The sequence below is a fragment of the Streptomyces longhuiensis genome (assembly GCF_020616555.1).
Classification (GTDB): domain Bacteria; phylum Actinomycetota; class Actinomycetes; order Streptomycetales; family Streptomycetaceae; genus Streptomyces; species Streptomyces longhuiensis.
Genome location: NZ_CP085173.1, coordinates 4,629,255 through 4,648,852, shown reverse-complemented (window position 1 = coordinate 4,648,852; position 19,598 = coordinate 4,629,255). Strand labels below are relative to the sequence as shown.

The 19,598-nt window shown below is 70.9% G+C and carries 21 protein-coding genes and 1 riboswitch; of the genes, 10 read left to right on the top strand and 11 right to left on the bottom strand.

The features are described 5' to 3' along the window. Window positions 1-73: 73 nt before the first annotated feature. A complete protein-coding gene (locus tag LGI35_RS21500; protein ID WP_227295535.1) occupies window positions 74-1,048 on the top strand; it encodes a carbohydrate-binding protein in 975 nt (324 codons plus the stop codon). Between the two features lie 37 nt (window positions 1,049-1,085). Here LGI35_RS21500 and LGI35_RS21495 read toward each other — a convergent pair whose 3' ends face one another. The 3 genes from LGI35_RS21495 to LGI35_RS21485 form a co-directional block, all read right to left on the bottom strand. Continuing rightward, window positions 1,086-2,018, bottom strand: coding sequence for a 1-phosphofructokinase family hexose kinase (locus tag LGI35_RS21495; RefSeq protein ID WP_227295533.1), 933 nt, complete (start codon window positions 2,016-2,018; stop codon window positions 1,086-1,088). Window positions 2,019-2,102: 84 nt separating this feature from the next. Beyond that, entirely contained in the window at window positions 2,103-3,248 is a 1,146-nt protein-coding gene (gene nagA, locus LGI35_RS21490) for an N-acetylglucosamine-6-phosphate deacetylase (RefSeq protein ID WP_227295531.1), read from the bottom strand. Next, window positions 3,248-4,195 carry an ROK family protein gene (locus LGI35_RS21485; protein ID WP_227295530.1) on the bottom strand — a complete coding sequence of 316 codons (948 nt, stop codon included), beginning with the start codon at window positions 4,193-4,195 and terminating at the stop codon, window positions 3,248-3,250. Before LGI35_RS21485 ends, nagA begins: the two co-directional genes overlap by 1 nt. Window positions 4,196-4,403: 208 nt before the next feature. Here LGI35_RS21485 and LGI35_RS21480 point away from each other — a divergent pair, with 208 nt between their 5' ends. From LGI35_RS21480 to otsB, 3 genes are all read left to right on the top strand, one after another. Further along, window positions 4,404-5,666 carry an ABC transporter substrate-binding protein gene (locus LGI35_RS21480; protein ID WP_451024760.1) on the top strand — a complete coding sequence of 421 codons (1,263 nt, stop codon included), beginning with the start codon at window positions 4,404-4,406 and terminating at the stop codon, window positions 5,664-5,666. A gap of 100 nt (window positions 5,667-5,766) precedes the next feature. Next, window positions 5,767-5,985, top strand: coding sequence for a DUF3263 domain-containing protein (locus tag LGI35_RS21475; protein ID WP_227300426.1), 219 nt, complete (start codon window positions 5,767-5,769; stop codon window positions 5,983-5,985). A 47-nt stretch (window positions 5,986-6,032) separates the two neighbouring features. After that, window positions 6,033-6,890, top strand: coding sequence for a trehalose-phosphatase (gene otsB, locus LGI35_RS21470; protein ID WP_227295528.1), 858 nt, complete (start codon window positions 6,033-6,035; stop codon window positions 6,888-6,890). A gap of 177 nt (window positions 6,891-7,067) precedes the next feature. Here otsB and LGI35_RS21465 read toward each other — a convergent pair whose 3' ends face one another. From LGI35_RS21465 to LGI35_RS21455, 3 genes are all read right to left on the bottom strand, one after another. Further along, window positions 7,068-8,465 carry an alpha,alpha-trehalose-phosphate synthase (UDP-forming) gene (locus tag LGI35_RS21465; protein ID WP_227295526.1) on the bottom strand — a complete coding sequence of 466 codons (1,398 nt, stop codon included), beginning with the start codon at window positions 8,463-8,465 and terminating at the stop codon, window positions 7,068-7,070. Window positions 8,466-8,574: 109 nt separating this feature from the next. Then, window positions 8,575-10,659, bottom strand: coding sequence for a DUF7927 domain-containing protein (locus tag LGI35_RS21460; protein ID WP_227295524.1), 2,085 nt, complete (start codon window positions 10,657-10,659; stop codon window positions 8,575-8,577). Between the two features lie 37 nt (window positions 10,660-10,696). Then, window positions 10,697-11,644 (bottom strand): glucosyl-3-phosphoglycerate synthase, encoded by a 948-nt coding sequence (locus LGI35_RS21455; protein ID WP_227295522.1) that lies wholly within the window; start codon window positions 11,642-11,644, stop codon window positions 10,697-10,699. A gap of 180 nt (window positions 11,645-11,824) precedes the next feature. After that, window positions 11,825-11,956: riboswitch (SAM riboswitch) on the top strand. Between the two features lie 17 nt (window positions 11,957-11,973). On the opposite strand from LGI35_RS21455, the gene thrC reads away from it, so the two are divergent. The 4 genes from thrC to groL all read left to right on the top strand — a co-directional run bounded on the left by thrC (window position 11,974) and on the right by groL (window position 16,183). Next, window positions 11,974-13,260: a threonine synthase gene (gene thrC / locus LGI35_RS21450; protein ID WP_227295520.1), complete on the top strand. Its 1,287-nt coding sequence runs from the start codon at window positions 11,974-11,976 to the stop codon at window positions 13,258-13,260. Window positions 13,261-13,307: 47 nt separating this feature from the next. Beyond that, window positions 13,308-13,583, top strand: a complete 276-nt coding sequence (locus tag LGI35_RS21445; RefSeq protein WP_100595710.1) for a MoaD/ThiS family protein — start codon at window positions 13,308-13,310, stop codon at window positions 13,581-13,583. Between the two features lie 451 nt (window positions 13,584-14,034). Continuing rightward, window positions 14,035-14,238 (top strand): cold-shock protein, encoded by a 204-nt coding sequence (locus LGI35_RS21440; RefSeq protein WP_005315736.1) that lies wholly within the window; start codon window positions 14,035-14,037, stop codon window positions 14,236-14,238. Window positions 14,239-14,557: 319 nt separating this feature from the next. After that, window positions 14,558-16,183: a chaperonin GroEL gene (groL, locus tag LGI35_RS21435; RefSeq protein WP_116512355.1), complete on the top strand. Its 1,626-nt coding sequence runs from the start codon at window positions 14,558-14,560 to the stop codon at window positions 16,181-16,183. A gap of 72 nt (window positions 16,184-16,255) precedes the next feature. On the opposite strand, the gene LGI35_RS21430 is transcribed toward groL, so the two are convergent. The 4 genes from LGI35_RS21430 to LGI35_RS21415 all read right to left on the bottom strand — a co-directional run bounded on the left by LGI35_RS21430 (window position 16,256) and on the right by LGI35_RS21415 (window position 18,457). Beyond that, the gene (locus LGI35_RS21430) at window positions 16,256-16,531 is read right to left on the bottom strand and encodes a hypothetical protein (RefSeq protein WP_227295518.1); all 276 of its coding nucleotides are present in this window, start codon (window positions 16,529-16,531) and stop codon (window positions 16,256-16,258) included. 53 nt (window positions 16,532-16,584) lie between these two features. Further along, window positions 16,585-17,124, bottom strand: a complete 540-nt coding sequence (locus tag LGI35_RS21425; RefSeq protein ID WP_227295516.1) for a hypothetical protein — start codon at window positions 17,122-17,124, stop codon at window positions 16,585-16,587. Between the two features lie 294 nt (window positions 17,125-17,418). After that, window positions 17,419-17,631, bottom strand: a complete 213-nt coding sequence (locus LGI35_RS21420) for a DUF397 domain-containing protein (RefSeq protein WP_227295514.1) — start codon at window positions 17,629-17,631, stop codon at window positions 17,419-17,421. Continuing rightward, window positions 17,606-18,457: a helix-turn-helix domain-containing protein gene (locus tag LGI35_RS21415; RefSeq protein ID WP_376227610.1), complete on the bottom strand. Its 852-nt coding sequence runs from the start codon at window positions 18,455-18,457 to the stop codon at window positions 17,606-17,608. Before LGI35_RS21415 ends, LGI35_RS21420 begins: the two co-directional genes overlap by 26 nt. Before the next feature lie 94 nt (window positions 18,458-18,551). On the opposite strand from LGI35_RS21415, the gene LGI35_RS21410 reads away from it, so the two are divergent. Both LGI35_RS21410 and LGI35_RS21405 read left to right on the top strand, forming a co-directional pair. Next, the gene (locus LGI35_RS21410; RefSeq protein WP_376227612.1) at window positions 18,552-18,785 is read left to right on the top strand and encodes a hypothetical protein; all 234 of its coding nucleotides are present in this window, start codon (window positions 18,552-18,554) and stop codon (window positions 18,783-18,785) included. Beyond that, window positions 18,782-18,985, top strand: a complete 204-nt coding sequence (locus LGI35_RS21405) for a hypothetical protein (RefSeq protein WP_100595718.1) — start codon at window positions 18,782-18,784, stop codon at window positions 18,983-18,985. Before LGI35_RS21410 ends, LGI35_RS21405 begins: the two co-directional genes overlap by 4 nt. Here LGI35_RS21405 and LGI35_RS21400 read toward each other — a convergent pair whose 3' ends face one another. After that, on the bottom strand, window positions 18,986-19,495 hold the full coding sequence (locus tag LGI35_RS21400) for a MarR family winged helix-turn-helix transcriptional regulator (RefSeq protein ID WP_227295510.1): 510 nt from the start codon (window positions 19,493-19,495) through the stop codon (window positions 18,986-18,988). It lies immediately after the preceding gene. Window positions 19,496-19,598: the final 103 nt, after the last annotated feature.

Genomic DNA, 19,598 nt, shown 5'->3' with positions numbered 1-19,598 from the left:
TCAACGCCACCCCTTCGGACCACTCCCAGCGGGTACGCTCGCCGGGTAAGCGATACGTAGGGAGTGATCAGGGATGGCGCCCGCTGACAACGGCGCGAGCACGCCCGAGGACGACGATCCGTTCGGCTATCTGTACGCCGACGGACAGGCGGCCGGGGCGACACCGCCCAGCGGGGGCGGCGGCTACGGCTATCCGGGTCCCCGGTCCTACCACCAGGTCAGGCCGGTCGGTGAGCGGCAGTACGGGCAGCAGCCCCCGTACGGCCAGCAGCCGCAGCCGACCGCCGCGTACGGTCAGGCGCCCCAGCAGCCCCAGGCCTACGGCCAGCCGAACGCGCACTACTCGGCCCCCGAGACGCTGCCCGGCGGCGCACCGACCACGGTGACACCCACGCAGCACGGCGGCGGTGGCGGCCGGGGCCGCGGTCCCAACACCAAGGGCCTGCTGATCGGCGCGCTCGCCGTCGTGGCGGCCGTGGTCATCGGCATCGGCGTCGCGGTCCTCGGCGGCGACTCGAACGACGACGCGAAGGGCGGCGACGCGGGCGGGCAGCCGTCCGGCGGCTCCCAGTCGGTCCAGCCGAGCCAGACCCCGTCCAAGAGCGCCGACAAGCCGGTCGACCTCCCGAAGACGGACGCCAAGGCGCTGAAGCTCGAGGGCGGCACGGCCACCGCGTCGGACGTCAAGGGCGCCAAGGCCGACGGCGGCACCTATGTGGCCGGCTTCAACCAGGTGGGCGCCAAGCTCACCTGGACGGTCAACGGCATCCCGAAGGACGGTGCGTACAGCCTGCGCGTCAACTACGGCGTGCCCGGCAAGGACGCCAACGCGACCATCACGGTCAACGGCAAGGCGCAGACCCGCCCGCTCAACATGAAGAACTTCTCCGGCGCCAAGGAAGGCGACTGGGAGAAGGGGTGGACCAACACCTGGTCCGTCGTCCAGCTCAGCAAGGGCACGAACGCGATCGCGATCTCGTGCGAGCAGGGCAACCAGTGCGACGCCAACTTCGACCAGATGTGGCTGGTCAAGGGCACCAACGGCTGATCCACAGAAGTTTGCCGACAGCGGCCCGGGGCGTGCCCTAGGCCGCTGTCGCCGTCTGTTGCGTCACCGCGACCCGGCCGAGCAGTTCCTCGTACGCCGCGCGGTCGAACTCCCCGGCCACCGGGGCCAGTACCGTCGCCGCGGACAGGGCGACCGCGCGGGCCAGGCGGTCCGGCCACGGCAGGTCTTCCACGTAGCCCGAGAGCAGGCCGGCGACCGCCGAGTCGCCCGCGCCCGTCGGGTTGCCCTTCACGCGGTCCGGGGCGGGAGCGCGCCAGCTGCCGTCCGGGGTGACCGCGAGGAGGCCCTCGGGGCCCAGTGAGGCGACCACGGAGTGTGCGCCGCGGCGGCGGGCGTCACGGGTGGCGCGCAGCGGCTCGTGGGAGCCGGTGAGCTCGGCGAGCTCGTCGGAGTTCGGCTTGATGATGTCGGGGCGGGCCGCGAGCCCCCGGCGCAGCGGTTCCCCCGACGAGTCGAGCAGTACGGGCACGGACGCGGCGCGGGCCGCGCGGACCAGCTGGGCGTACGCGCCGACGGGGACACCCGGCGGCAGGCTGCCGCACAGGGCCACCGCGGACGCGGACGTGAGGAGCTCCTGGTAGGCCTCGGTGAACGCGGACCACTCGGCGGGGGCGACGAGCGGGCCCGGCTCGTTGAGCTGGGTCGTGTCGCCGGTCGTGGCGTCGACGACCGCGATGGTGCGACGGGTGGCGCCCGAGACCGGGACGAGCGCGTCCCGGATGCCGGGGGAGTCCACGAGCTGTTCCCTGAGGGCGCGGCCCGTGCCGCCGCCGGCGAAACCGGTGACGGTCACGTCGTGGCCGAGCGCGGCGAGCACGCGCGCGACGTTGAGGCCCTTGCCGCCGGGGCGTTCGGTGACCTTGGTGACGCGGTGCGACGCGTGCGGGTGCAGCGCCGGCACGTCGTAGGTGATGTCGAGCGCGGCGTTCAGTGTGACCGTGAGGATCACGAGACCCCAGCCCACCCCTCAGTTCGGAACTACCTTCAGTAACGCGGCCTGATCATGCCAAAGACCGGGCGGTAGGCCCAGACCTCAGGCGAGCCGGGGTTCCACGATCCACCGGCCCTTGCGCATGACGCCCTTGAGTTCGAAGTCCTCGTCGAGAACCACGAGGTCGGCGTCCTTGCCGGGCTCCAGCGAGCCCACCCTGTCGTCCACGCCGAGGAGGCGGGCCGGGTTGGCGGAGATCGCGCGGACGACGTCCTCGACGGGCAGCTTGTCGATGGTGGCGGCGCGCTTGAACGCGCGGTCCAGGGTGAGCGTCGAGCCGGCGATGGAGTTGCCCTCGACGAGCCGCGCGACGCTGTCCTTCACCTCGACCTCCAGGGTGCCGAGCATGTAGCGGCCGTCGCCGAAGCCCGCCGCGTCCATCGCGTCGGTGATGAACGCGACGCGCCCGCTGCCCACGTGGTGGAACGCCAGCTCCAGTGCGGCCGGGTGCAGATGCGTGCCGTCGTTGATGAGTTCGACGGTGATCCGCTCGTCCTCCAGGAGCGCCGAGATGGGGCCCGGGGCGCGGTGGCCGATGGCCGGCATGGCGTTGTAGAGGTGCGTGGCGACGGTGGCGCCCGCGTCGATCGCCTCGACGGTCTGCTCGTACGTGGCGTCGGTGTGGCCGATCGCGGCGATCACGCCGTGCTCGGCGAGGAGGCGTACGGAGTCGATGCCGCCGGGGAGTTCGGGGGCGAGGGTGAGCATCTTGGCCCGGCCGCGCGCCGCGTCGAGCAGCTTGCGGACCTCGGCCGGGTCGGGGTCGCGCAGGAGCGTTTCGTCATGGGCGCCCTTGCGGCACGGGGAGATGAACGGGCCCTCGAAGTGGATGCCCGCGATCTCGCCCTGCTCGGCCAGCTCGGACAGCAGGCCCGCGCGCTGGGTGAGGAAGTCCGTCTCGCCGGTGACGAAGGACGCGACGACCGTCGTGGTGCCGTGCAGACGGTGCGTGCGGACGCCCTTGAGGATGTCGTCGATCGATCCCGAGGTGAAGGAGGCCCCGCCGCCGCCGTGGTTGTGCATGTCGACGAAGCCGGGCACGACCCAGTGGCCGGTGAGATCGGTGGAGGGGGCGCCGGCCGGCGCGCTGCCGGCGATCTTCGCGCCGTCCACGATCACGCGTCCGTTCTCGACGACGCCGGCCGGCAGGACGACGCGGGCGCCGGAGAGAACATTCAGAGCGGCCATCAGGCGACTACCTCCGTGGAATCGGTGGACCGGGCGAGCAGATCCCAGGCGAGCAGGCCCGCGCCCAGGCAGCCGGCGGTGTCCCCGAGGGCCGCCGGGACGATCGTGGGCAGCTTCTGGAACGTCACGCGTTCCTCGACGGCGGCCCGCAGTGGTGTGAACAAGGTTTCCCCCGCCTCGGCCAGACCGCCACCGATGATCAGGGTGCGCGGGTCCAGCAGGGTGAGCGCCGTGACGAGCCCGTCGGCGAGCGCCTCCACGGCCTCCTGCCACACCTGCCGCGCCCTGGGGTCACCGGACTCGACGGCCTTGGCGCAGTCCGCGGCGTCCGCCTCCGGGTCGCCGGTGGCCTCGGCCCAGGCGAGCGAGACCGCCGAGGCGGACGCGTAGCGCTCCAGGCAGCCGCGCTGGCCGCAGCTGCAGTCCGTGCCGCCGGGGCGTACGACGATGTGGCCGATCTCGCCGGCCGAGCCGTGCGCGCCGGGTTCGATGCGGCCGCCGATGCCGATGGCGCCGGCGATGCCCGTGCCGAGCGGCACGAACAGGAAGCGGTCCGCGCCCTTGCCCGCGCCGAGCCGGCCCTCGCCGAGGCCGCCGGTGCGCACGTCGTGGCCGAGGGCGACGGGGATGCCGTCGAGCCGCTCGCTCAGCAGTCTGCGCATCGGCACGTCGCGCCAGCCGAGGTTCGACGCGTACAGGGCGATGCCGTGCTCGTCGTCGACGATGCCGGGCACCGCGACGCCGGCCGCGGCGGCCGGCTCCCCGAGGTGTTCCTCGCCGTACGCGCGCAGGTCGGCGGCGAAGCCGAGTATGGTCTCGACGACCGCGTCGGGCCCGCGCTCGCGGCCGGTGGCGCGCCGCGTCTGGTGGAGCAGGGTGCCGTCGGCCCCGACCAGCGCGGCCTTCATTCCGGTGCCGCCCACATCGAGGGCGATGACATGTCTCACGGGGACAGTCTCGCGCCTCAACCCGCGAGAGGTCTAGTCCACTTGCATGGATCTTGCGTCGATGTGTACGGATGGCGCGTTTCCGCTTTCCCGGCGAAGGCCCGTTGCGGGGGCGGAACCCGTGTGGTGTAGACCTTATGACCGGGCCTCGTGAGCATTCCGGGCCCGAAATCCTGACGAGCGACATCAAGAGGGTGGGAAACCGGCTGTGCAGCGGCGCATGACAGGTCTGACGGCGGCGGTGGCCGCGCTCGGCATGGCGGCGACGCTGGCCGCCTGCGGGGGCCCGGGCTCCGAGGACGTGACCCTGAAGCTGGTGGCCGCCGACTACGGTGACTCCCCGGCGAACAGCTCCCAGAAGTACTGGGACGCGCTGTCCGCCGACTTCGAGAAGAAGAACCCCGGCATCAAGGTCGACGTCAGCGTCTACTCCTGGAGCGACGTCGACGCCAAGGTCAAGAAGATGGTCGCGGACGGCCACGCGCCCGACATGGCGCAGATCGGCGCGTACTCCGACTACGCCGCGAGCGGCAAGCTCTACAGCGCGAACGACCTGCTCTCCATCCCCGTGCAGTCCGACTTCCTGCCGCAGCTCGCCGCCGCCGGCGAGGTCTCCCGCGTCCAGTACGGCATGCCCTTCGCGTCCTCCACGCGGCTGCTGTTCTACAACAAGACCCTCTTCGACGAGGCCGGCCTGACCCCGCCGCAGACCTGGGCCCAGCTCCAGGCCGACGCCAAGGCCCTCAAGGCGCGCGGCGTGAAGATCCCCTACGCGCTCCCGCTGGGCCCGGAGGAGGCGCAGGCCGAGACGATGATGTGGATGCTGAGCGGCGGCTCCGGGTACACGGACGACGTCGGCACCTACAGCATCGACTCCCCGCAGAACGTCAAGACCTTCGAGTGGCTGAAGGACGACCTGGTCGGCCAGGGCCTCACGGGTCCGACCCCGCCCGCCAAGCTCGACCGCGCACAGGCCTTCGCGGCCTTCACGCGCGGAGACGTCGGCATGCTCAACGGGCACCCGACGCTGATGCAGATGGCCGCCAAGAAGGGCGTCAGCTTCGGCACGGTGCCGATGCCCGGCATCCACGGCAGGGCCCGTTCGACCATGGGCGTCGCCGACTGGATGATGGCGTTCCGGCAGAACGGCCACAAGGACCAGGTCGGCAAGTTCCTCGACTTCGTCTACAGCGAGAAGAACGTCCTCGACTTCTCGCGCGAGTACGACCTCCTGCCGGTCACCAACTCCGCGTCGAACACGATGGCCGACGACAGGCGCGACCAGAAGCTCTCGAAGTTCCTCGGCGAACTGCCGAACTCGCAGCTCTACCCCGTCGGCAAGACGTCCTGGGCCCAGGTCAGCGCCGGCGTCAAGCGCGAGATCGGCTCGGCCGTCGGCCCCAACGGCAACCCGGGCGCCACCCTCGGCCGCCTTCAGCGCTCGGCCGACGCGGCGGAGAACGCGGAGTAGCGTCGCTGCCGTGAGCGAACCGCCGTACAGAGAGTCAGAGTCAGGGCCGGAGCCCGAGCAAGCGCCCGAGCCCGAGTCCGCCGAGGAGACGTCCGGCGCCCTGTCCCCCCGTGAGCAGGGCGTCCTCGCCCTGGAGCGGCGCGGGTGGGCGTCGGCCGGGGCCAAGGAGCGCGCCGTGCGCGAGGAGCTGGGGCTCGCCCCGGTGCGCTACTACCAGCTGCTCAACGCGCTTCTCGACGACCCGAGGGCCCTCGCCCACGACCCGGTCACGGTCAACCGGCTGCGCCGGGTACGGGACGCGCGCCGCGCGGAACGCTGACCCACGCGCCAGGAGTACGGTCCGCCTCCCGCGGATAGGCTCGGCGCATGGGCAGCCCTCAGCAGCACGACCTGCCGTCGCCTGTGACCTCCGCCGGGCGTGACGGCCTCGACGCACTCCTCTCGGACCCCGCGCGGGCCGTGATCGCGCTCGACTTCGACGGCACGCTCGCGCCGATCGTGCCCGACCCCGAACAGGCCCGCGCCCACCCCGGTGCCGTCCACGCGCTCGCCGCGCTGGCACCGCAGGTCGCGTCCGTCGCCGTGATCACCGGCCGCCCCGCGGGCGTCGCCGTGCGCCACGGCGGCTTCGCGGGCGTCCCGGGCCTCCAGCACCTCGTGGTCCTCGGCCACTACGGCGCCGAGCGCTGGGACGCCGTCACCGGCACGGTCCACGCCCCCGCCCCGCACCCCGGCGTCGCGGCCGTCCGCGCCGAACTGCCCGGCGTCCTGGAGTCCGTGGGTGCCTGGCGCGGCACCTGGATCGAGGAGAAGGGCCGCGCCGTCGCCGTCCACACTCGCCGCGCGGCCGACCCGCAGGCGGCGTTCGAGGCGCTGCGCGCGCCCCTGTCCGACCTCGCGGCCCGGCACGGCCTGATCGTCGAACCCGGCCGCCTCGTCCTGGAACTGAGGCCGCCCGGCATGGACAAGGGCGCCGCGCTCAGTGCGTACGTACGCGAAGTGGGCGCGACGTCGGTCCTCTACGGGGGCGACGACCTCGGCGACCTGCCCGCGTTCGCCGCCGTCGACGAACTCCGCAAGGACGGGGTGCCGGGCCTGCTGGTGTGCAGCGGCAGCTCGGAGGTCACGGAGCTGGCGGAACGGGCGGACGTGGTGGTGGACGGGCCGGAGGGAGTGGTGGGGCTGCTGTCGGGCCTGGCCGGCGCGATCAGCTCCCGGGCCTAGGGCCTCTCGGGCCTCTCGTCGGATCAGGCTGGGCTCGCGGGGTCCGGCACGCACATCTGCGGTGTTGTCGTCACTCGCCGACTCCCCGAGCTCTCGGCTGCGCTCGAGCAGGGGGACCCCCATGACCCCGCTCCCTGATCCAGCCCGGTCCGAACGAAAGGCCCTGGCCCCCGCCGCCTAACCCCGCAGCGCGTGGAGCTGGTCGAGGAACCACTGCGCGGGCGGCAGCGCGGTCGCCGCCGCTACAAGCCGCTTCGTGCGCTCGGCGCGCTCCCCGTCTCCCATGAGCAGCGCGGCGTGCAGGGCCTCGGCCGTCGCCGACACGTCGTACGGGTTCACCACGAGCGCGTCGTCGCCCAGCTCCTCGTACGCCCCCGCCTCCCGCGACAGGACCAGCGCGCAGCCCTCGTCGGAGACGACCGGGACCTCCTTGGCGACGAGGTTCATGCCGTCCCTGATCGGGTTGACCAGTGCCACGTCGGCCAGCCGGTACGCGGCCAGGGAGCGGGCGAAGTCGTCCTTCACATGGAGCACGACCGGGGTCCAACTCTGCGTACCGAAGCGGGAGTTGATCTCCTCGGCGACCCGGGAGACCTCGTCGGTGTATTCCCGGTAGACCGCGAGGTCCTGGCGTGACGGGTACGCGAAGGCGACGTGCACCACCCGCTCGCGCCACTCGGGGTGCTCGTCGAGGAGGATCCCGTACGCGCGCAGGCCGCGCACGATGTTCTTCGACAGCTCCGTGCGGTCCACGCGGACGATCACCTTGCGGTCCGGGCCGCCGATCTGCTCCCTCAGCGCGGCGAGCCGCTCCTCGACGTCGGGGCGGCGCGAGCGCTCGCGCAGGAAGTCCGCGTCCGCGCCCAGGCCGTGCACCCCGATCTCCGTGTCGAAGGTGCCGCCCACCACGGCCTCGCAGCACGCCGTGAACGTGTCCGCCCAGCGCCGCGTCAGGAACCCGAGCCGGTCCGCGCCCAGCATGCCGCGCAGCAGCTGCCCGGCGATGTCGTCCGGCAGCATCCGGAAGTAGTCGACCGGCGCCCACGGGGTGTGCGAGAAGTGCCCGATGCGCAGGTCGTCGCGCAGCTCCCGCAGCATCCCCGGCACGAGCGCCAGGTGGTAGTCCTGCACGACGACGGCGGCGCCCGGCGCGGCCTCGGCGGCCAGCGCCTCGGCGAACGCCCGGTTGTAGGCCTCGTAGGACGCCCACTGCGCACGGAACCGCGGCCCGAAGACCGGCTCCAGGGGCGTCTGGTAGAGCATGTGGTGGACGAACCAGAGGACCGAGTTCGCGATGCCGTTGTACGCGTCGGCGTACACCTCGGGGTCGATGTCGAGCATCCGCACGCCCGGCTCCCCGACACCGCGCCGCACCGCCTCGCGGTCACCTTCGCCGAGAGCCGCGCACACCCACATCGCGCTCGCGCCGTCCGGGTCCTGTCCGATCGCGGAGAGCCCGGAGACGAGCCCGCCCCCGCCGCGCCGCGCGTCGAGCGTCCCGTCGGCCCCGAGCTCGTAAGAGACCGGACCGCGGTTGGACGCGACGAGGATCTGTGCACCCTGCGTGGAAGCCATACGGGCAAACGTAGCCCGGCCCGTAAACGCTCAAACGTACGGCCGGACTCCACGGGAGCCCGGCCGTATACGATCCGCCGTTCGCCTGCGCCGTCGTTACCCGCGCGGGTCAGTCACGCCGGCTGCGCGCCGCCGCCACCGCGAGGACGCCGAGCCCGCACAGAGCGCCCGCGAGACCGCCGTACAGGAACGTGTCCGAGTCGCCGGTGTCGGCCAGTGCGCTGCCGTGCGAGCGGTGCGAGTCCTGAGGTGGGGCGGGGCGGGCCTGCTCCCGCCTGGCGGTGATGACCGAGGTGCACGGGTCGTCCGCGCCGGGCCGGGCCTTCGGGCAGTTGGTGCGCGGCACGCCGGCCGTCACGGTGATCGCGGTGGCCTCGCCCGTCGTGCAGGACGCCTTCACGCGCTGTGTGATGACGACCTTGCCGTGTGCCGCGACGTCACCCTTCCAGACGTACACGGACCCCCGCTTCGTGATGCTCCCGGCGGAGGCGACCGGGGCCGAGCCCGCCGTCACGGGCCACTCGACGGCGGCGCCGGTGCGCTCCCTGGCCGAGAAGTCGGCGATCGTGACGGTGTTCCCGGTCTCCTCGCACGGCGGCACGGCGGGCCGCTCCGGCACGTTCGTGATGCGCAGGGCGGGCGGCGCCGGGGGCGGCGGCTTCTCGATCTCGGGGGCGGTCCCGCAGCTCGGGTCGGCGCTGCCCGCCGCGCAGTTGGAGCGCGGTGACTGCACCTCGACGCCGCCGGGCAGCTTCCCGTCGCCGCGCACCGGGTCGTGGATCCTCACCGAGTACGTGACGGTGACGGTCTTCCCCGCGGGGATGTCACCGGTGTAGCCGATCCTCGGCGCGCTGTACGCGACGTGGCCGAGGTCCGTGCGCACGTCGCCGTTGTACGCCGCGTCGTCGAGGCTGCCGGTCAGGTCGTCGCTGAACCTGGCGTTCGGGTAGTCGAGCGAGCCGACGTTCTTCGCCGTGACCGTGTACGTCAGGATGTCGCCGGGGCGGGCCGTCTGCGGGCTCGCCGTCCTGGTGACCTCCAGGTCCGGGACCGGGACGGACAGCGCGAGCGCCGAGGGGACACGGGTGTCGCCCTGGGTGGTGAACGTCAGCTCGGTGGAGGTGGCGCCGGGCGGGATGGTCCCGGCGGGCAGCTCGAACGCCTTCGCGTCGACGCTCAGGTCGTCGGCCGCCTCCGGGGCGACGGCGCCGTCGCTCTCGCTGAGGTAGGAGTTGCCGGTGTGGGCTTCGGTGACGTTCTTGCCGTCGACCAGGAACCGGTCGCCCAGCGTGTTCCAGCCGCCCTCGTACGTGGAGACGCCCGCCCGCACCCTGCCGCCGCCCGCGCGGTGGAAGCCGTCCACGCCGATCGTGGTCGCCGGCGAGACGGGGCGCTGGAGGACGTGTCCGCCGTAGACGTACACGTTGCGGCGCTCCGGCGCGTACTCGGCGTTCGGGGCGCCGTACTTGTAGACGACGGTCATCGACCAGCCGGCCACGCAGCCCTTGCCGTCGGGCGCCCAGACGCCGCCGACCGCGACGGGGACGGGCGCGCCGGTGCCGGTGACGCCGGCGAACATGCTCGTGACGTCGGCCTCGCCCGTGTAGTAGTGCGGGCCGTTGATCGTCGCCGGGTCCTGGACCAGGTCCTCGACGGAAACCCTCGCAGCCGCGCCGCCGTTCACGCCCAGCACGGGTACGGCGGCGAGCGGGGAGCCCGGTGAGGGCCGCACATCGGCGCCGGAGATGTCGCACCGCGCGAGCCGCGCGCCGCTCGGGCCCCTGTACGTACCGTCGTTGCCGCCGAAGAACAGGCGGGCGTACGCCACCTTCGCGCCCGGCGGGATCGTCACCCGGCCGGTGCTGGAGCCGTAACCGGCCGTCGTACGGGCCGTGTTGACGCGCTGCATCACGAACGTCTCGTCGCCGCCCCGGCCGCCGCCGGCGGCGGCCGCGCAGCGCGTCGCGAGGTCGGCCGGCGCGGCCGGGCAGCCCATGACCGTGTTGCCGATGGTCACGAAGTCGCCGTACAGCGATTCGTCGTAGCGCTTGGTGAACGGCGCGACCACGTCCGCCGCGGCGGGGGCCGCGGCGCCGAGCGCCGTCAGTGCGGTGACCGTGGCGACGAGCGCCCCGGCGGTGCGGGTCGCGGCTGCGCGCAGCCGTCGCTCACCCGAAACTTGTCTGAGCCACATAAAGGGCAATGTAGGCAAAACATACGATTGCCCCTGGCTACGCCACGCGGCGCTCCGCGTACTCGGTGATTTGGGTCATCGGGGGGCGTTCCTCGGTGTCCACGTCGTGCGTGCGCGGCTCGAATCCCTGTTCCCCGCGCTCGAACTGGGTGAGCACCGGACGCACGAGATGCCCGCGTGCGAGCCGCAGCTGCGCGGTGCGGTAGATCGCCGCGGCCATCCGGCCGAGCGCCTGCCCGTCCTGGTGCCGGTGCTTGCGCACCCCCACGTCGACCTGCCCGAGCGCGTCCAGGCCCACCGTGTGCAGCGCGTCGACGAGAAGACCGAGCTCGACCCCGTAACCGACGGGGAACGGCAGGCGCTCCAGGAGCGATCTGCGGGCCGCGTACTCGCCGCCGAGCGGCTGCACGAACCCGGCGAGCAGCGGCCAGTGCAGATTGAGGACCGGGCGCGCCACCAGCTCCGTGACCCGGCCCCCCTGGCCCGCGGCGGACCCGAGCGGGCGGTCGTACATCGCCTTCACGAAGTCCACGCCGGGATCCGTGAGCAGCGGGCCCACGATCCCCGAGACGAAGTCCGCGGAGAACTCCTTCAGATCCGCGTCGACGAAACAGACGATGTCGCCGCCCGTCACGAGCAGCGAGCGCCACAGCACCTCGCCCTTGCCGGGCACGGCCGGGATCCTCGGCAGGATCGTGTCCCGGTGCACGACGCGCGCCCCGGCGGCCCGCGCGACCTCGGCCGTACGGTCCGTCGAGCCCGAGTCGATCACCACCAGCTCGTCGACCAGCGGCACCCGCTCCGTCATCAGGGCGCGACGGATCTCGGCGACGATCTCGCCGACCGTCTCCTCCTCGTTCAGCGCGGGCAGCACCACGCTCACCGAGGTGCCCGAGGCGCGCTTGGCGGCGATCAGCTGAGGGAGCGGACGGTCCGACACCGACCAGGAACGCCTGCTCAGCCAGCGCTCTACTTCTTCCAGCACGGTGCGCGGCTCCTCACTGTCTGAACTGTCTGATCACGAACTGTGATCCATCTCGCGGTTCGGACGACTATCTCAAGCGTCCAGGCCTTCGGTTACAGTCTTGAACAACGCCGGTGACCATCGCATGTCGGGGTCGCCGCCGCGCTTGAGTGATCAAGTGCCAGCTCAACAACCGAATAGCGCTCATCCAGAGGGACAGAGGGATACGGCCCGTTGAAGTCCCGGCAACCCTCCCGCCGACCTTGTCGAGGTCCAGGTGGGGAAGGTGCCAATTCCGTCTCGTGGCGAGATGCGCCGCGAGGAAGATGAGGAGAAAGGGCCTCGCCATCATGGCTGCGCAGACTGTCGCCACCACCACTTCCGTTGATCTCGGACCCGCATCGGCGCTTTCCTGCCGCGAGTGCGGCACCAGCTTCCCGCTCGGACCGATCTTCGCCTGTGCCGAGTGTTTCGGGCCGCTCGAAGTCTCCTACGACCTGCCGGTCGGCGACCCCGAGTCGCTGCGCAAGGAGATCGAGGCCGGACCCGCCAACATCTGGCGCTACGCCCCTCTCCTGCCCGTCCCGGCCGACGTCGCCGAGAAGCCGAACCTGAACCCCGGCTGGACCAAGCTCGTCAAGGCCGACAACCTCGCCCGTGAACTCGGCGTCGAGCAGGGCAAGCTGTTCGTCAAGGACGACTCCGGCAACCCCACGCACTCCTTCAAGGACCGCGTCGTCGCCCAGGCCATCGAGGCCGCCCGCGCCTTCGGCTTCACCACCCTGTCCTGCTCCTCCACCGGCAACCTCGCCGGCGCCGTCGGCGCCGCCGCGGCCCGCGCCGGCTTCCGCTCCTGCGTGTTCATCCCGCACGACCTGGAGCAGGGCAAGGTCGTCATGGCCGCGGTCTACGGCGGCGAACTCGTCGGCATCGAGGGCAACTACGACGACGTCAACCGCTTCTGCTCCGAGCTCATCGGCGACCCGCTCGGCGAGGGCTGGGGCTTCGTCAACGTCAACCTGCGTCCGTACTACGGCGAGGGCTCCAAGACGCTCGCGTACGAGATCTGCGAGCAGCTCGGCTGGCGCCTCCCGGACCAGCTGGTCATCCCGATCGCGTCCGGCTCCCAGTTCACGAAGATCGACAAGGGCCTCCAGGAGCTGATCAAGCTCGGCCTCGTCGAGGACAAGCCGTACAAGCTCTTCGGCGCCCAGGCCGAGGGCTGCTCGCCGGTGTCCGTCGCCTACAAGGGCGGCCACGACGTCGTGCGGCCGCAGAAGCCGAACACGATCGCCAAGTCCCTGGCCATCGGCAACCCGGCCGACGGGCCGTACGTCCTCGACATCGCCCGCCGCACCGGCGGCGCCGTGGAGGACGTCAACGACGAGCAGGTCGTCGAGGCGATCAAGCTCCTGGCGCAGACCGAGGGCATCTTCGCGGAGACCGCGGGCGGTGTGACGGTCGGCGTGACGAAGAAGCTGATCGAGGCCGGCCTGATCGACCCGACGCTCACCACCGTCGTCCTCAACACCGGTGACGGCCTCAAGACCCTCGACGCGGTCGCCGAGACGTCCCAGGCGACCGCCACCATCCGCCCGAGCCTGGACGCGTTCCGCGACGCGGGCCTCGCCCACTGAAGACCCGCGCACTCCCGCGACACCCGCACGGAAAGGCTGCAGCCCCCATGAGCGTCAACGTCCGCATCCCCACCATCCTGCGCACCTACACCGGCGGCAAGGCCGAGGTCGCCGCCGAGGGCGCGACCCTCTCCGAGGTCATCGCCGACCTGGAGAAGAACCACACGGGCATCGCGGCCCGCGTCCTGGACGACCAGGGCAAGCTGCGCCGCTTCGTGAACGTGTACGTGAACGACGACGACGTGCGCTTCGAGCAGGGCCTGGAGACGGCGACGCCGGCAGGCGCGGGCGTCTCGATCATCCCGGCCGTCGCCGGAGGCTGACCGTCGGGCACCGTGCCGGCGGCTGATCGCCCGGCCTTGCAAGGCCACACAGAGTCACCTGAATTGCCCCCTCCGCGAGAGAAGCGGAGGGGGCAATTCTGCATGGTTGAGCGCGGTAGAGTTGGGAAGCGAGCTTCGCGCCTGTGCCGAGCGCATATATGAAGTCGGCCGCCGCCCGACAAGAAGCAGCCAAAGTGCCCCGCCCTTATCGGGTGTTCGTGGCATTTGTCGGGCCCGAGTTGCCCCGGAATCCAATGACTCCGCCGCTTATTACCGCTCTGCCGTGCCCAGAATTCTCGTCCGATTGACCTGTTGCAGACGGCAGTTGGGCAGATACATTCAGCCGCGGTCGACGCGTTCCGGCGCACACCTCCAACCAATGGGGCGTGAGGTCTGACCCGGGTCCGCGAAGTGCGGGCCTGTGCAAGGGCCAGTAATAGGGGAGTTAGTCATGGCTCAGGGCACCGTCAAGTGGTTCAACGCGGAGAAGGGGTACGGCTTCATCGCGGTCGACGGTGGTGCGGATGTATTCGTCCACTACAGCGCCATCCAGATGGACGGATACCGCACCCTTGAAGAGGGTCAGCGAGTCGAATTCGAGATCTCGCAGGGCCAGAAGGGTCCGCAGGCGGACATGGTCAAGCTCGCCGTCTGATCTCGGCGCGATCGGCCACCGACACACTCACGCCGAGAGGCCCGTACCCCGCGAGGGGTGCGGGCCTCTCGTGCGTGTGCGGGCGGCTCGCGTGGGCCGCCCGCGGGGACCGCGCGTCTGCCGGAGGCGCTTGCACTCTCCTAGGTCGAGTGCTAATCATTGCGTTAGCACTCTGAAGGTGAGAGTGACAGAACTTGGATCGGGTCGGTGAGGCTCGCAGGCCGGGTGGGGCAAGGAACCACACGGCACGCAGGCCGTCCGTCGCGGGCACCAGCACGGTCCGTTTGCGTTTCCACCCCGTCCGGGAGGACCACTTCACATGGCCAAGATCATCGCGTTCGACGAGGAGGCACGGCGCGGCCTCGAGCGCGGCATGAACCAGCTCGCCGACGCCGTCAAGGTGACCCTGGGCCCCAAGGGTCGCAACGTCGTCCTCGAGAAGAAGTGGGGCGCCCCCACGATCACCAACGATGGTGTGTCCATCGCCAAGGAGATCGAGCTCGAGGACCCGTACGAGAAGATCGGCGCCGAGCTGGTCAAGGAGGTCGCGAAGAAGACGGACGACGTCGCCGGTGACGGCACGACGACCGCGACCGTCCTCGCCCAGGCGCTCGTCAAGGAAGGCCTGCGCAACGTCGCGGCCGGCGCCAACCCGATGGCCCTCAAGCGCGGCATCGAGAAGGCCGTCGAGGCCGTCTCCGCCGCCCTGCTCGAGCAGGCCAAGGATGTCGAGACCAAGGAGCAGATCGCTTCCACGGCCTCCATCTCCGCCGCCGACACCCAGATCGGCGAGCTCATCGCCGAGGCGATGGACAAGGTCGGCAAGGAAGGCGTCATCACCGTCGAGGAGTCGCAGACCTTCGGTCTCGAGCTTGAGCTCACCGAGGGCATGCGCTTCGACAAGGGCTACATCTCGGCGTACTTCGCCACCGACATGGAGCGTATGGAGGCGTCGCTCGACGACCCGTACATCCTCATCGTCAACTCCAAGATCGGCAACGTGAAGGACCTCCTTCCGCTGCTCGAGAAGGTCATGCAGTCCGGCAAGCCGCTGCTGATCATCGCCGAGGACGTCGAGGGCGAGGCCCTTTCGACCCTGGTCGTCAACAAGATCCGTGGCACCTTCAAGTCCGTCGCCGTCAAGGCCCCGGGCTTCGGTGACCGCCGCAAGGCCATGCTCGGCGACATCGCCATCCTCACCGGTGGCACCGTCATCTCCGAGGAGGTCGGCCTCAAGCTGGAGAACGCCGGTCTCGACCTGCTCGGCCGCGCCCGCAAGGTCGTCATCACCAAGGACGAGACGACGATCGTCGACGGCGCCGGTGACAGCGACCAGGTCCAGGGCCGCGTCAACCAGATCCGTGCCGAGATCGAGAACTCGGACAGCGACTACGACCGCGAGAAGCTGCAGGAGCGCCTGGCGAAGCTCGCCGGCGGTGTTGCGGTCATCAAGGCCGGTGCCGCGACCGAGGTCGAGCTCAAGGAGCGCAAGCACCGCATCGAGGACGCCGTTCGCAACGCGAAGGCGGCCGTCGAGGAGGGCATCGTCGCCGGTGGTGGCGTGGCCCTGCTGCAGGCCTCCGCGGTCTTCGAGAAGCTCGAGCTCGACGGTGACGAGGCGACCGGCGCCAACGCCGTGAAGCTCGCGCTGGAGGCCCCGCTCAAGCAGATCGCCGTCAACGGTGGTCTCGAGGGTGGCGTCGTCGTGGAGAAGGTCCGCAACCTTCCCATCGGCCACGGCCTGAACGCCGCGACCGGCGAGTACGTCGACATGATCGCCGAGGGCATCCTCGACCCGGCGAAGGTCACGCGTTCCGCGCTGCAGAACGCCGCGTCCATCGCCGCGCTGTTCCTCACCACCGAGGCCGTCATCGCCGACAAGCCGGAGAAGGCCGCCGCCGGCGGCGCTCCGGGCGGCATGCCGGGCGGTGACATGGACTTCTGATCCTGACGGATCGGTAAGTACATCTCTGTCGGCCCCCGGGACCACTTGGTCCCGGGGGCCGACGGCGTGTTGTCAGACCGCCTGCTCCTCGTAGGTGCGCCACGCGTCGCGCCCCGCCTGGGCGGCGGTCTGCGCCTGGTGGAGGGTCCGGGCGGCGAGCTCGCCGGGCGGCACCTCCCAGCCGCTGGTCCAGGTACGGCCCGCGCGGACCAGCTCATAGACCAGCAGGCCGACACCCGCCGCGGAGACCAGCATCCCGGCGCCGGTCAGCACGGCGCCGGCGGTCAGCCTCCCCTGGTCGGGACGGAACTCGGTCCAGGAAATCTTCGAGAACGTGCTCTCAGCCATACCTTCAGAATGCGCGACGGCTCGCGCGGGCGCATGTGGAGCGCCGGACGCCGTCAAGGCGCCCCGGTGGTCCCTCCGGGGCAGTTCCCGTCGTCGACGGTGAAGTCCACGGTGTCGTAGCCCATCGCCTTCGGCCGCTGCACCGCGTGGACGTGCAGACAGAAGGCGGTATCGGTGCCGCGGGCCTCGACCGAGAAGTCGGCGTCCTCGGTGCCGCCGTACCAGATCGTGGATTCGGGCGGGTCGGAGGCGAGGGTGACGGTGAGGGCGTCTTCCGGGCCCTTCCCGTGCCGCGCGATGTCCTGCGTCAGGATGTCCGCGTACAGGCCGGTGTCGGTGCCCGGGCCGGTCTTCTCCCGCGACAGCTGCGTCGTCGCGCCCGTCACCGCGGTCCGCAGGTCGTCACCGTCCCAGCCGCCCCGGAAGAGATCCGGGTGGTACAGCACGTAGAGCGCACCCGCCGCGAACAGCAGCGAGCCGACGATGAGGACGCGTCCGACGGGGTTGCGCGCGTTGTAGACGTAGCGGTTCGTGCCCCAGTTGCTCCGGACGAAGACGCGGTCGTCGTCCGGGTGTTCGCGGTCGTGGCTCATGAGGCCATTCTGATACGGCAGTTGAGGCCGGTTCATCCCCGTGGGTCGAAGGGCGGGTTGAGACCCGCCTCCCGCTTCCTTGAAGGGAGCGCTCGGGGCCGGCGACTTGAGCTCCGAATGAGCTTGTGGCCCGAATCTGCCAAACCCCGCCGAGCTCCGCCGCAGATGGCTGGTGGACCGGGGCCCGGCCCTGGCTGACCCCGCCCCCGACAGGGAGATCGGCAGATCCGGGCCAATCAGCCTCGCTTCCGGGGCAATCTCGCGCCACTGCCGGGGCGGGCGGGCGGACACGCCCTAGCGATCTCCCTTGAGATCCGTGATGAACGCGGACCAGGCCTCCGCCCGGAGCACGAGCTTCGGGCCGTCGGGGTTCTTGGAGTCGCGGACGGGGGCGAGGCCGGGGTGGTCGTGGGTGACTTCGAGGCACTCTCCGCCGCTGCCGCCGCTGTAGCTGGACTTGTGCCAGGTGGCCGTGGTCAGGTCAGGATCCTGGGGCGTGATCTTCATGCGCATAATCCTCCGCCACTGATGCGATCAGGGCTAGAGATTGCCTCGGCGTGAGGGCATTGGCCCTGAGTAGATCGTAGGACAGTTGATGGCGAGCCACCGTGGCGGGATCGTCCATCAACTGGCCTGTTCCGGAGGCGTCGACGAAAGACAGCGGGGGCGCGTCTTTGAAGTACATGACCTTGAGTGGCCCGTCCAGGGATGCATGTGCCCCCGCTGAGAACGGCACCACTTGGATGATTACCCGCCGCCTGCTCGCCAGTGTCGCGACGTGTCGCAGAGCCTCAGCCATCACCGCCGGTCCGCCGACCTCTCGCCGCAGAACCGCCTCGTCAAGGACTTCCCACAACAACGGCTTTGTTGGATTGTCGAGGAGGTGGGTCCGTTCCATCCGGGCAGCCACCAGTTTGTCGATCGCCTCTTCCGGAGCCGTGGGCTGGTAGGCCAGGAAGACCGCGCGGGCGTAAGCCGGTGTTTGCAGCAGGCCAGGGATCAGCAGCGACTCGTACTGTCTGATCTCGATCGCGACGGCCTCCGCCTCGGCTGCCTCCGCGAAGTGCTCGGGGTGCTTCGACTCGTTCGCCTTCACCCCGTGCCGGACGAAGAACCCCGCTGTCCCCAGCGCCTCGTCCAGCCGTTCCGCCATGTCCGGCAGGATCCTGCGCGTACCCGCCTCCATCTGGCCGACGTACGAACCGCTCACGAACAGCAGCTCGCCCAGAGCCTGTTGAGTGAGGCCGGCCCGCTCTCTCGCGTGGCGGAGTTCCTCGCCGACCATGACGCGGCGGGAGGCGGGGTCGAGGTCCTTCGGTCCGGTCACGTGCATCGACTCCCAGAGCAGCAAAGGGTTTGTTGGGCCGGTGGCTCTGGAAAGCGTAGGACCGGTCCCGTCACGCTGGGTGGTGAAAGCGGAACTTGGCGTGAAGGAGCGGGTGATGGTGGTGCGGGACGCGGAGCGGCTGCGGGTGGTCGAGGAGACCGTCGCGCAACTGCGGGCCGAACTCGGTGTGCTGGGCGTGCTGCTGCCGTCCCTGCGGGTCGACCCCGTGTCGGCGGCGGGGGAGGTCGGTTATCCGCTGGTGGACCTGGGGTGCGTGAATCTCGATACGGCGATGCGGCTGGCCGCCGTACTGCACGACAGGCGTGGCGCGTGAACATCGGCGCGTACGTGATCGACGTACGGGACGGACGCGTCGGGCAGGTCATGGGGCGTGAGGGCGGTTACGTGCAGTTGCGGCCGCCCGGCGGCGGGCGCGAGTGGGACTGTCCGCCGGAGGCGGTGGAGCCGGCGCCCGTCGCGGAGGAGCTGCGGGCGCGGGTGCGGGTGGTGAACCGGGAGGGGCGACTGCCCTGATCAGTTACGCGCCTCTTCGGGCGCGGGGAAGAGGCTGTGCAGCGCTTCCTGCTGGGCGGCGCCGACGAACTGGGCGATGGCGTCGGTGACCGTGGCGGCCAGGGCGGCCGAGGCCTGTCGCAGGAGGGTGCGGGCCTTGTCGGTGAGGGCGACCTCGACGCCGCGCCTGTCGCCGCAGGCCGAGGCGCGGGTGACGAGTCCGGCGCGCTGGAGCAGGGCCACCTGGTAGGTGAGGCGGGTCTTGGGGCGGCCGAGCAGGTCGGCTATGCGGGTCATGCGGACGCCGCCTTCCGTGGACTCGCCCTTCTCCTCCGCGAGCAGGCACAGGATGAGGAACTCGTCGTGGGAGACGCCGAGTTGCTCCTTGACGACGGTGCGCAGCCGCTGTTCCACGCCTCCGGTGGCCGCGAGCAGCAGCATCCACGCGCGCAGTTCGGGCGGCAGCAGGCCGGCGCCCGCGCTCGGACAGCCGGACGGGCTCTCGTCGGGTTCTGCCGCGTCGTCGCTCATGGGGCCCGAGTTTACCGGTTGTCCAAATTTGCCCTACCGGTTGTGCAAATTTGGATCAGTGGCTACCGTGAGGTGCACGAGTAATCCAAATTTGGATTATCGG

Bases quoted from the DNA above. Each gene is read 5' to 3' on its own strand.
- LGI35_RS21500 (WP_227295535.1), top strand. From the start codon at position 74: ATGGCGCCCGCTGACAACGGCGCGAGCACGCCCGAGGACGACGATCCG.
- nagA (WP_227295531.1), bottom strand. From the start codon at position 3,248: ATGGCCGCTCTGAATGTTCTCTCCGGCGCCCGCGTCGTCCTGCCGGCC.
- otsB (WP_227295528.1), top strand. From the start codon at position 6,033: ATGGGCAGCCCTCAGCAGCACGACCTGCCGTCGCCTGTGACCTCCGCC.
- LGI35_RS21465 (WP_227295526.1), bottom strand. From the start codon at position 8,465: ATGGCTTCCACGCAGGGTGCACAGATCCTCGTCGCGTCCAACCGCGGT.
- LGI35_RS21460 (WP_227295524.1), bottom strand. From the start codon at position 10,659: ATGTGGCTCAGACAAGTTTCGGGTGAGCGACGGCTGCGCGCAGCCGCG.
- thrC (WP_227295520.1), top strand. From the start codon at position 11,974: ATGGCTGCGCAGACTGTCGCCACCACCACTTCCGTTGATCTCGGACCC.
- LGI35_RS21445 (WP_100595710.1), top strand. From the start codon at position 13,308: ATGAGCGTCAACGTCCGCATCCCCACCATCCTGCGCACCTACACCGGC.
- LGI35_RS21440 (WP_005315736.1), top strand. From the start codon at position 14,035: ATGGCTCAGGGCACCGTCAAGTGGTTCAACGCGGAGAAGGGGTACGGC.
- groL (WP_116512355.1), top strand. From the start codon at position 14,558: ATGGCCAAGATCATCGCGTTCGACGAGGAGGCACGGCGCGGCCTCGAG.
- LGI35_RS21430 (WP_227295518.1), bottom strand. From the start codon at position 16,531: ATGGCTGAGAGCACGTTCTCGAAGATTTCCTGGACCGAGTTCCGTCCC.
- LGI35_RS21425 (WP_227295516.1), bottom strand. From the start codon at position 17,124: ATGAGCCACGACCGCGAACACCCGGACGACGACCGCGTCTTCGTCCGG.
- LGI35_RS21420 (WP_227295514.1), bottom strand. From the start codon at position 17,631: ATGAAGATCACGCCCCAGGATCCTGACCTGACCACGGCCACCTGGCAC.
- LGI35_RS21415 (WP_376227610.1), bottom strand. From the start codon at position 18,457: ATGCACGTGACCGGACCGAAGGACCTCGACCCCGCCTCCCGCCGCGTC.
- LGI35_RS21400 (WP_227295510.1), bottom strand. From the start codon at position 19,495: ATGAGCGACGACGCGGCAGAACCCGACGAGAGCCCGTCCGGCTGTCCG.